Origin of the sequence: Pseudoalteromonas sp. SR45-5, assembly GCF_014163565.1 — a bacterium.
Classification (GTDB): Bacteria; Pseudomonadota; Gammaproteobacteria; order Enterobacterales; family Alteromonadaceae; genus Pseudoalteromonas; species Pseudoalteromonas distincta.
Map to the genome: position 1 here is coordinate 1 of NZ_JACJDN010000072.1, position 10186 is coordinate 10186.

Below are 10186 nucleotides of genomic sequence, written 5' to 3' on the forward strand. Positions count from 1 at the left end.
AGAGGGGGTTAAAGTCAATTTTTATAAACATTATGCATATATGTATAATAAATATTCGGTATTAATTAAATATAATACTATTGGCTAATTCGCAAACATCTCTAAATAAACAAGAATTGTAAAAAGTCCTGTGGGTATATATACTAACGGTGGTTTTAAACCGTATTGTATTTGGGTAAACATATTCTTAACAGCTTAAAATTTACTGTTTTGTGAACTTTAACTATTTTGATACGTTTATTCTGATAGTTCCACCAGTAATATTTGGTGGGTTTTTAGAAAAACAAGTAGATGAGCTCCACTGTGAGCAAAGATGGGCAAGTAACTGTGAAAAAGCAAAGACCTGTAAATCTAGATCTAACAACTATATCTATGCCGGCAACGGCTAAAGCTTCAATTTTTCACCGCGTCACCGGTGTTGCATTGTTTTTTGCTTTAACGTTTGTCATTTGGGCTTGGTCTGAGTCTCTCTCTTCAGCTGAAGGTTTTGAATTCGTCAAGGGTCTGTTTAACGGATTCATTGCCAAATTTATAGCTTGGGGCACTGTTTCTGTATTAGGTTATCACCTTATTGGTGGCATCCGTCATATGATTATGGATATGGGACATTGGGAAGAACTTGAATCAGGTAACCTCAGCGCTAAAGTATCAATGGCTCTTGGTGTTGTGTTTGCCGTATTGGCAGGGGTGTGGATATGGTTTTAAATCAAGCAACTCTAAAACGTGATGGTGTACAAGATTTCGTATCTTTACGTACCACGGCATTAATAATCAGCGCGTACGCGATTTTTATTATCGGCTATTTTTTAGCGACGCCAGAAGTCACTTTCGAAGCCTGGACAGGCCTCTTCTCTAACCTAGCAATGAAAGGGTTTACTTTAATTACCCTTATTTGCATTATGGTTCATACCCGCATTGGCCTTTGGCAAGTTCTTACAGACTATGTTAAGTGTTCGAAGTTGCGTGCTGTATTAGGTTTTGTTTTAAACCTAATGGCCGTTGCTTACGTAGCTATTGGTCTAATCGTATTATGGGGTGTTTAAGTGAAATATTCTGTTCGTGAATTTGACGCCGTAGTAATTGGTGCAGGTGGTGCTGGTATGCGCGCTGCTTTAGCAATTACAGAATCTGGCAAAACGTGTGCATTAATATCTAAAGTATTTCCAACGCGCTCACACACTGTATCTGCTCAAGGTGGTATTACAGTAGCGCTTGGTAATTCACACGAAGACAACTGGGAATGGCATATGTACGATACCGTTAAGGGTTCCGATTTTATCGGTGACCAAGACGCTATTGAATACATGTGTCAAACTGGCCCAGAAGCTATTACTGAATTAGAAAACATGGGACTACCATTTTCTCGTTTTGAAAATGGCCGTGTTTACCAACGTCCTTTCGGTGGTCAATCGAAAAACTTTGGTGGTGAACAAGCCGCACGTACTGCTGCTGCAGCTGACCGTACTGGTCATGCTTTACTTCATCTTCTATATCAACAAAACGTTAAAAACAAAACAAATGTATTCTCTGAGTGGTATGCACTTGACTTAGTTAAAAACGACAATGGCGATGTAGTAGGGTGTACAGCAATTGAGATTGAAACAGGTGAAATCACTTTCTTCAAATCTAAAGCAGTTGTATTAGCCACTGGTGGTGCAGGTCGTATATTCGCATCAACAACAAATGCTCACATTAACACCGGTGACGGTGTTGGTATGGCAACACGCGCTGGTATTTCTATGCAAGACATGGAAATGTGGCAGTTCCACCCAACGGGTATTGCAGGTGCTGGTACGCTAGTAACTGAAGGTTGTCGTGGTGAAGGCGGTTATCTTTTAAATAAAGATGGCGAGCGCTTCATGGAACGTTACGCACCAAATGCAAAAGACTTAGCGTCTCGCGATGTTGTTGCGCGTTCAATGATGACTGAAATCCGTGAAGGTCGTGGTTGTGATGGTCCTTGGGGTCCTCATATCAAGCTGAAACTTGACCATTTAGGTGAAGAAACGCTTAACCTACGTCTTCCTGGCGTATGTGACCTAGCTAAAACTTTCGCTCACGTTGATCCAGCTAAAGAGCCAATTCCAGTAATTCCTACTTGTCATTATATGATGGGTGGTGTTCCTACTAACGTAAATGGACAAGCGCTACAAATCGATGCTCAAGGCAACGAAAAAGTAGTTGAAGGTTTATTTGCTGTTGGTGAGATTGCATGTGTATCTGTACACGGTGCAAACCGCCTAGGTGGTAACTCATTACTAGATTTAGTTGTATTTGGCCGCGCTGCTGGTAACTTCTTAGGTAAATACCTTAAAGATGTTGAAGTATCAAAAGCGGCTTCAGAGTCAGATTTAGAAGCGTCTCTTGCACGTTACAACCGTTGGGAAAATTCAACGGCTGGCCAAGGTGAAGATCCAGTTCAAATCAAAAAAGACCTACAGCAATGTATGCAGCTTAACTTCTCGGTATTCCGTGAAGGCGATTCAATGGCTTCAGGTCTTCAAGAACTTAAAGAAATTCGTGAACGTCTGCAACATGCTCGTCTTGATGATAAATCATCAGACTTCAATACGCAGCGTATCGAATGTCTTGAACTAGATAACTTAATGGAAACAGCTTACTCAACTGCAGTAGCTGCAAACTTCCGTACAGAAAGCCGTGGTGCACATTCTCGCTTTGACTACCCAGATCGTGATGACGAAAACTGGTTATGTCACTCAGTATTCAATCCTGTAACGGATGAAATGAGTAAGCGTGATGTAAACTATGCGCCTAAAACGCGTGAAGCTTTCCCACCTAAAGCACGTGTTTACTAGGAGATAGACGATGGCACAAGTACAATTTTCAGTTTATCGTTATAATCCAGATGTTGACAACGCTCCTCGTATGCAAGAATACACCTTGCAAACAGAGGAAGGTCACGACATGATGGTGTTAGATGCACTTATTCTTTTAAAAGAACAAGATCCTACACTATCTTTTCGTCGTTCATGCCGTGAAGGTGTGTGTGGATCTGATGGTGTTAACATGAATGGTAAAAATGGTTTAGCATGTATTACTCCTTTATCTACGCTACAAAAAAATGGCAAAGGTAAAATTGTAGTACGTCCGTTACCAGGCTTACCTGTGGTTCGTGACCTTGTTATTGACATGAGTCAGTTCTACACTCAGTACGAAAAAGTTAAACCTTATTTAATTAATGATCAGCCTGCAGCAGGCGAGCGTCTTCAATCTATTGAAGAACGTGATAAATTAGATGGGCTATATGAGTGTATTTTGTGTGCATGTTGTTCGACATCGTGTCCTTCGTTCTGGTGGAACCCAGACAAGTTCATTGGTCCAGCAGGCCTTCTTCACGCTTACCGTTTCTTAGCTGATAGCCGAGATACAGCAACTGAAGAACGTTTAGCGGATTTAGACGATGCGTTCAGTGTGTTCCGTTGCCACAGTATCATGAACTGTGTTAGCGTTTGTCCTAAGGGTCTTAACCCGACTAAAGCAATTGGGCAAATCAAATCTATGTTATTAAACCGAGCGGTTTGATTACTTAGTAAACGTAAGATGGCTAATACAGATTATTAGCCATCTTGTTATGATAACTATTAATTTCTGCGCTAAAGAAAAGGGCTTATAAATGCACGAAGGTGTGATGAAGGCATGGCTAGAATCTTCACATTTAAACGGCGGCAACGTTGCTTATGTAGAAGAGCTTTATGAAGCGTATTTAGACGATGCGACTTCTGTGCCAGATGAATGGCGAGAAGTGTTCGAACAATTACCTAAAGTTGATGGTGTGGATGTTGAAGTAAAACATTCAGAAGTTCGAACGCAGTTTGCACAGCTTGCAAAAAACAAGCATAGAGAAGTAGTGGTAGCAGAGGGTAGTGGCGGTGACCTTAAACAGGTTAAAGTTCTACAACTTATTAATGCTTTCCGTTTTCGTGGACACCAAAATGCAAACCTAGATCCATTAGGTATTTGGCAACGAGAGCGTGTACGAGATTTAGAGCTAGAGTACCACGACTTATCTTCAAGTGATTTTGACCGCGAGTTTAACGTAGGATCGTTTGCCGTAGGCCGCGATACTATGCCTTTAGGTGAACTATACCAAGCACTAAAAACTACATATTGTGGTTCAATTGGCGCTGAGTATATGCACATCACATCAACAGAGGAAAAGCGTTGGTTACAACAGCGTTTAGAATCTGTCCAGTCTAGGCCAAAATTCGAAAAAGACGAAAAGCTGCGTATCCTAAAAGGATTAACTGCTGCTGACGGACTTGAAAAATATTTAGGGGCTAAGTTCCCAGGTGCTAAGCGTTTCTCACTTGAAGGTGGCGATGCGCTAGTTCCAATGTTAAAAGAGCTTATTCACCGCGCAGGTGAAAGCGGCCAACAAGAAGCTGTTATTGGTATGGCTCACCGTGGTCGTTTAAATGTTCTTGTAAATGTACTTGGTAAAAATCCATCAGAATTATTTGATGAGTTTGCTGGTAAACATAAAGAAACATTAAGTTCTGGCGATGTTAAATACCACATGGGTTATTCATCTGACTTTGCTACTAAAGGTGGCAATGTTCATATGGCGCTTGCGTTTAACCCGTCTCATCTTGAAATTGTAAATCCAGTTGTTATGGGCTCAGTACGTGCTCGTCTTGATCGCTTAGGTGACAGTTCTGGTATTAAAGCTTTACCAATTACAATTCATGGTGATTCTGCGGTTACAGGCCAAGGTGTTGTACAAGAAACGTTTAACTTATCACAAACTAACGCGTTTAGTTGTGGTGGTAGTATTCGTATTGTTGTAAATAACCAAGTTGGTTTTACTACATCAAAACAAGACGATGTACGCTCTACAGATTACTGTACTGACATTGCTAAAATGGTTCAGTCACCTATCTTCCATGTTAACTCTGATGACCCTGAAGCAGTTGCATTTGTTACTCAAATTGCACTTGATTTCAGAAACCAGTTTAAACGTGACGTAGTAATCGATTTAGTATGTTACCGTCGCCATGGTCACAATGAAGCTGATGAGCCTAATGCAACTCAGCCTGTTATGTACCAAAAAATTAAAAAGCACCCAGTTCCACGTTTAATTTACGCAGATCAACTTATAGCTGAAGGCTCTTTTTCTGAACAAGAAATAAAAGCACTTGCTGATGAGTACCGTAATGCATTAGACGAAGGCAACTGTGTTGTTTCAGAAATACAACCAGAGACATCGCATTCTTCAGATTGGGCAAAGTATGTTGGCCATGAATGGGATGTTGATTACGATGCCAGCGTACCTGTTGAAGAGCTCAAAGCACTCGGTGAGAAAATCGCTTCTTACCCAGAGCAATATAAAGCACAGTCACGCGTTAAAAAGATTTACGATGATCGTAAATTAATGGCTTCTGGTGAGAAACCTCTAGATTGGGGTATGGCAGAAACACTTGCTTATGCAACAATTGCAACTGAAGGCACTGACATTCGTTTAACTGGTCAGGATTCAGGGCGTGGTACATTCTTCCATCGTCATGCTGTTGTTCACAGTCAATCAGACGGCGCTACTTATACACCTCTACAGCACTTAAGCGAAGATCAAGGTACTTTTGAAGTATTTGACTCTGTTTTATCTGAAGAAGCTGTTGTTGCTTTTGAATACGGTTATGCAACTGCAGAGCCTACTTCATTAGTACTTTGGGAAGCACAGTTTGGTGATTTCGCCAACGGTGCACAAGTTGTATTTGACCAATTCCTAAGTTCTGGTGAGCAAAAATGGGGCCGTTTATGTGGTCTTACAATTTTGTTACCACATGGCTACGAAGGACAAGGTCCAGAACATAGTTCAGCTCGTTTAGAGCGTTTCCTACAACTATGTGCTGATCACAACATGCAAGTATGTGTTCCATCTACTCCTGCACAAGTTTACGCTATGCTTCGTCGTCAATCAGTTCGACCACTACGTCGTCCGTTGATTGTTATGACGCCTAAGTCGTTGCTTCGTCATCCTCTTGCAACTTCATCGCTTGAAGAGCTATCGCATGGTGTTTTCCATAATATGATCGACGAAGTTGATGATATTAACCCTGAGAAAGTTGAACGCGTTGTATTTTGTAGTGGTAAAGTTTATTACGAACTATTACAAGAGCGTCGTAAGCTAGAGCAAGATAATATTGCTATTGTTCGTGTTGAGCAGTTATATCCGTTCCCACATGACGAAATGCAAACAATTATGGAGCGTTACCAACACGTAACTGATTTTGTATGGTGTCAAGAAGAGCCACAAAACCAAGGTGCATGGTATTGTTCACAACATCACTTTATTGATGCAATCCCACAAGGTGCTAAATTAAAATATGCAGGACGTAAAGCGTCTGCATCACCAGCGTGTGGTTACATGTCAGTACATACTAAAGAACAACAAGCGCTCGTTGCCGACGCGCTTACTATAGAAAATAAAGGATAAGCAATGAGCACAGAAATTAAAGTTCCTGTTCTTCCTGAGTCGGTTGCAGATGCTACCGTTGCTACATGGCATGTAAGTGTTGGCGACAAAGTAACTCGCGATCAAAACTTAGTAGACATTGAAACAGATAAAGTGGTTTTAGAAGTTGTTGCACAGCATGACGGTGTAATTACAGAAATATCACAAGAAGAAGGTGCAACCGTACTTGGCGATCAAGTTATGGGTTTACTTGGTGATGCTGATGCAGCGCCAGCAAGTGAAGGTTCATCTAAAGAAGAATCAGCACCAGCTAAATCAGAAGACGCGCCAGCGGCGCAATCAGCACCAGCATCAGAAGGTAAAGAAGTGGACATTAAAGTACCTGTACTTCCAGAATCAGTTGCAGACGCAACAATTGCTACATGGCATGTACAACCAGGTGACGCAGTAACACGCGACCAAAACTTGGTAGATATTGAAACAGATAAAGTTGTTCTTGAAGTAGTAGCTCAAGAAGATGGCATCATGGGTGATATCATTCACAACGAAGGCGATACTGTACTAGGCGAGCAAGTAATTGGTTCGGTTAAAGCAGGCGGTGCACCAGCGGCTCCAGCTGCAAAAGCAGACGAAACGCCAGCAGCAGATTCTAGCGAAAGTTCAGATGTGTTAACACCATCAGTTCGTCGTTTAATTGCTGAGAAAGGCTTAGACGCTTCTAAAATTAACGGCACGGGTAAAAATGGCCGCGTAACTAAAGAAGACGTTGATACGTTCTTAAAAGCACCAGCGCCAGCGGCTAAAAAAGCAGAAGCTTCTGCTCCTGCAGCACCGATGGGCGATCGTACTCAAAAACGTGTTCCTATGACTCGCCTGCGTAAAACGATTGCTACACGTCTTCTTGAAGCTAAAAATTCAACTGCAATGTTAACAACATTCAACGAAGTGAACATGGAACCAATCATGAGCCTTCGTAAGCAGTACCAAGAAGTATTTGAAAAGCGTCATGGCATTCGTTTAGGTTTCATGTCTTTCTACGTGAAAGCGGTAACTGAAGCACTTAAACGCTTCCCAGATGTTAATGCATCAATTGATGGTGACGATATTGTTTACCATAACTATTTTGATATCAGCATCGCAGTATCTACTCCACGTGGTCTAGTTACTCCAGTACTTAAAGATTGTGACAAACTATCTGTTGCTGAAATCGAAAAGGGTATTCGTGAATTAGCACTTAAAGGTCGTGATGGTAAGCTAACGCTTGCAGATATGACCGGTGGTAATTTCACTATTACTAATGGCGGCGTATTTGGTTCATTACTATCTACACCTATCATTAACTTGCCACAGTCTTCAATTTTGGGTATGCATAAAATCCAAGACCGTCCGATGGCTGTAAATGGTAAAGTAGAAATACTTCCTATGATGTATTTAGCTCTTTCTTATGACCACCGTATCATTGATGGTAAAGAATCAGTTGGTTTCTTAGTGACTATTAAAGAGTTACTTGAAGATCCAACTCGCTTATTGCTAGATGTTTAATCTAGTTGTATGAAATGTAAGCTGTGAATGAACATTCACAGCTTTTTTTTTGCGCCTTTGGTCTTACTGGGGTTTTCATGTTAAGCCTTGGGATCTATACTAGGTGCGCAATTTGGGATAGTTGTTTATTTGAAAAAATATTCAGCTCTTTTAGTATAAAAAATTGGATAAAGCATCATGAATTTGCATGAGTATCAGGCAAAACAACTTTTTGCCGAATATGGTTTACCAGTTTCTCAGGGTTTCGCTTGCGATACACCTGAAGAAGCTGCAGCAGCTGCTGAAAAAATCGGCGGTGATATGTGGGTTGTTAAAACTCAGGTTCACGCAGGTGGACGTGGTAAAGCTGGCGGTGTAAAGCTAGTAAAAACTATCGACGAAGTAAAAGCGTTTGCAGCTAACTGGTTGGGTAAAAACCTAGTTACTTACCAAACAGACGAGAAAGGTCAGCCAGTAGCTAAAATTTTAGTTGAAAGCTGTACTGACATTGCTAACGAATTGTACCTAGGTGCAGTAGTTGACCGTGCATCTCGCAAAGTAGTTTTCATGGCGTCTACTGAAGGCGGCGTTGAAATTGAAACTGTTGCAGAAGAAACACCAGAGCTTATCCACAAAGCTGAAATTGATCCATTAGTGGGTCCTCAAGCTTACCAAGCACGTGAGCTAGGCTTTAAATTGGGTCTTAACCCAGTACAAATGAAGCAGTTTGTTAAGATCTTTATGGGTCTTGGTAACATGTTTACTGATTTTGATTTCGCACTACTTGAGATCAACCCGTTAGTAATTACAGACGAAGGTAACCTTCACTGTCTTGACGGAAAAATCGGTATTGATGGTAATGCACTTTACCGTCAACCTAAAATCCGTGAGTTCCACGATCCATCTCAAGAAGATGCACGTGAAGCACACGCAGCAAGCTTCGAGCTTAACTACGTTGCTCTAGATGGCAATGTTGGTTGTATGGTTAACGGTGCAGGCCTAGCAATGGGTACTATGGACATCGTAAACCTACACGGCGGCAAACCGGCTAACTTCCTAGATGTTGGCGGCGGCGCGACTAAAGAACGTGTTTCTGAAGCATTCAAAATCATCCTTTCTGACGATAATGTTAAAGCTGTTTTAGTAAACATCTTTGGCGGTATTGTACGTTGTGACATGATTGCTGAAGGTATCATTGGCGCAGTTAAAGAAGTTGGCGTAAATGTACCTGTAGTTGTACGTTTAGAAGGTACTAATGCTGAATTAGGCCGTGAAGTTCTTAAGAACTCAGGTCTAGATATCATTGCTGCTGAATCACTAACAGACGCTGCTGAGAAAGTTGTTGCTGCTGCGGAGGGCAAATAATGTCTGTATTAATCAATAAAGATACAAAAGTTATCTGTCAAGGTTTCACTGGTGGCCAAGGTACTTTCCACTCAGAGCAAGCGCTTGAGTACGGTACACAAATGGTTGGTGGTGTAAGCCCAGGTAAAGGCGGTCAAACGCACCTTGGTCTTCCTGTATTCAACACAGTTCGTGATGCTGTTCAAGAAACTGGCGCAACTGCTTCAGTTATCTACGTACCAGCTCCTTTCTGTAAAGATGCAATCTTAGAAGCTATCGATGCTGGCATCGAGCTGATTGTTTGTATCACTGAAGGTATCCCTACGCTTGATATGGTTGACGTTAAAGTTAAACTAGATCAAACAGGTACTCGTATGATCGGTCCTAACTGTCCAGGTGTTATTACTCCTGGTGAGACTAAGATTGGTATCATGCCTGGTCACATCCACAAACCTGGTAAAGTAGGTATTGTTTCTCGCTCTGGTACTTTAACGTACGAAGCGGTTAAGCAAACTACTGATGCTGGTTTTGGTCAGTCTACGTGTGTTGGTATTGGTGGTGATCCAATCCCAGGTACTAACTTTATCGACGTTCTAGAAATGTTCGAAAAAGATCCACAAACTGAAGCAATCGTAATGATTGGTGAAATTGGTGGTACTGCAGAAGAAGAAGCTGCAGAGTACATCAAAGCTAACGTAACTAAACCTGTAGTATCTTACATTGCTGGTGTTACTGCACCAGAAGGTAAGCGTATGGGTCACGCTGGCGCAATCATCGCAGGCGGTAAAGGTACTGCTGATGAGAAATTTGCTGCATTAGAAGCTGCGGGCGTAAAAACTGTACGTTCACTTGCTGAAATCGGTAAAGCACTTAAAGAGAAAACAGGCT

The 10186-nt window shown here is 41.6% G+C and carries 8 protein-coding genes; all 8 read left to right on the top strand.

From position 1 onward, the window contains the following. Positions 1 to 327: 327 nt before the first annotated feature. Positions 328 to 705 (top strand): succinate dehydrogenase, cytochrome b556 subunit, encoded by a 378-nt coding sequence (gene sdhC / locus H5072_RS04570; RefSeq protein WP_122975019.1) that lies wholly within the window; start codon positions 328 to 330, stop codon positions 703 to 705. Then, a complete protein-coding gene (sdhD, locus tag H5072_RS04575; RefSeq protein WP_002961798.1) occupies positions 696 to 1043 on the top strand; it encodes a succinate dehydrogenase, hydrophobic membrane anchor protein in 348 nt (115 codons plus the stop codon). Before sdhC ends, sdhD begins: the two co-directional genes overlap by 10 nt. Beyond that, the gene (gene sdhA, locus H5072_RS04580; protein WP_002961801.1) at positions 1044 to 2816 is read left to right on the top strand and encodes a succinate dehydrogenase flavoprotein subunit; all 1773 of its coding nucleotides are present in this window, start codon (positions 1044 to 1046) and stop codon (positions 2814 to 2816) included. Positions 2817 to 2826: 10 nt separating this feature from the next. Further along, on the top strand, positions 2827 to 3543 hold the full coding sequence (locus H5072_RS04585; protein WP_002961804.1) for a succinate dehydrogenase iron-sulfur subunit: 717 nt from the start codon (positions 2827 to 2829) through the stop codon (positions 3541 to 3543). A 91-nt stretch (positions 3544 to 3634) separates the two neighbouring features. After that, positions 3635 to 6454, top strand: a complete 2820-nt coding sequence (gene sucA / locus H5072_RS04590; RefSeq protein ID WP_033021680.1) for a 2-oxoglutarate dehydrogenase E1 component — start codon at positions 3635 to 3637, stop codon at positions 6452 to 6454. 3 nt (positions 6455 to 6457) lie between these two features. Then, on the top strand, positions 6458 to 7975 hold the full coding sequence (gene odhB, locus H5072_RS04595) for a 2-oxoglutarate dehydrogenase complex dihydrolipoyllysine-residue succinyltransferase (protein WP_039487977.1): 1518 nt from the start codon (positions 6458 to 6460) through the stop codon (positions 7973 to 7975). Positions 7976 to 8152: 177 nt separating this feature from the next. Beyond that, entirely contained in the window at positions 8153 to 9319 is a 1167-nt protein-coding gene (gene sucC / locus H5072_RS04600) for an ADP-forming succinate--CoA ligase subunit beta (protein ID WP_002961809.1), read from the top strand. Beyond that, on the top strand, positions 9319 to 10186 hold an 868-nt coding region (gene sucD / locus H5072_RS04605), incomplete at its 3' end, for a succinate--CoA ligase subunit alpha (RefSeq protein ID WP_182692847.1). The genes sucC and sucD, both read left to right, overlap by 1 nt.

Bases quoted from the DNA above. Each gene is read 5' to 3' on its own strand.
- sdhD (WP_002961798.1), top strand. From the start codon at position 696: ATGGTTTTAAATCAAGCAACTCTAAAACGTGATGGTGTACAAGATTTC.
- odhB (WP_039487977.1), top strand. From the start codon at position 6,458: ATGAGCACAGAAATTAAAGTTCCTGTTCTTCCTGAGTCGGTTGCAGAT.
- sucC (WP_002961809.1), top strand. From the start codon at position 8,153: ATGAATTTGCATGAGTATCAGGCAAAACAACTTTTTGCCGAATATGGT.
- H5072_RS04585 (WP_002961804.1), top strand. From the start codon at position 2,827: ATGGCACAAGTACAATTTTCAGTTTATCGTTATAATCCAGATGTTGAC.
- sucA (WP_033021680.1), top strand. From the start codon at position 3,635: ATGCACGAAGGTGTGATGAAGGCATGGCTAGAATCTTCACATTTAAAC.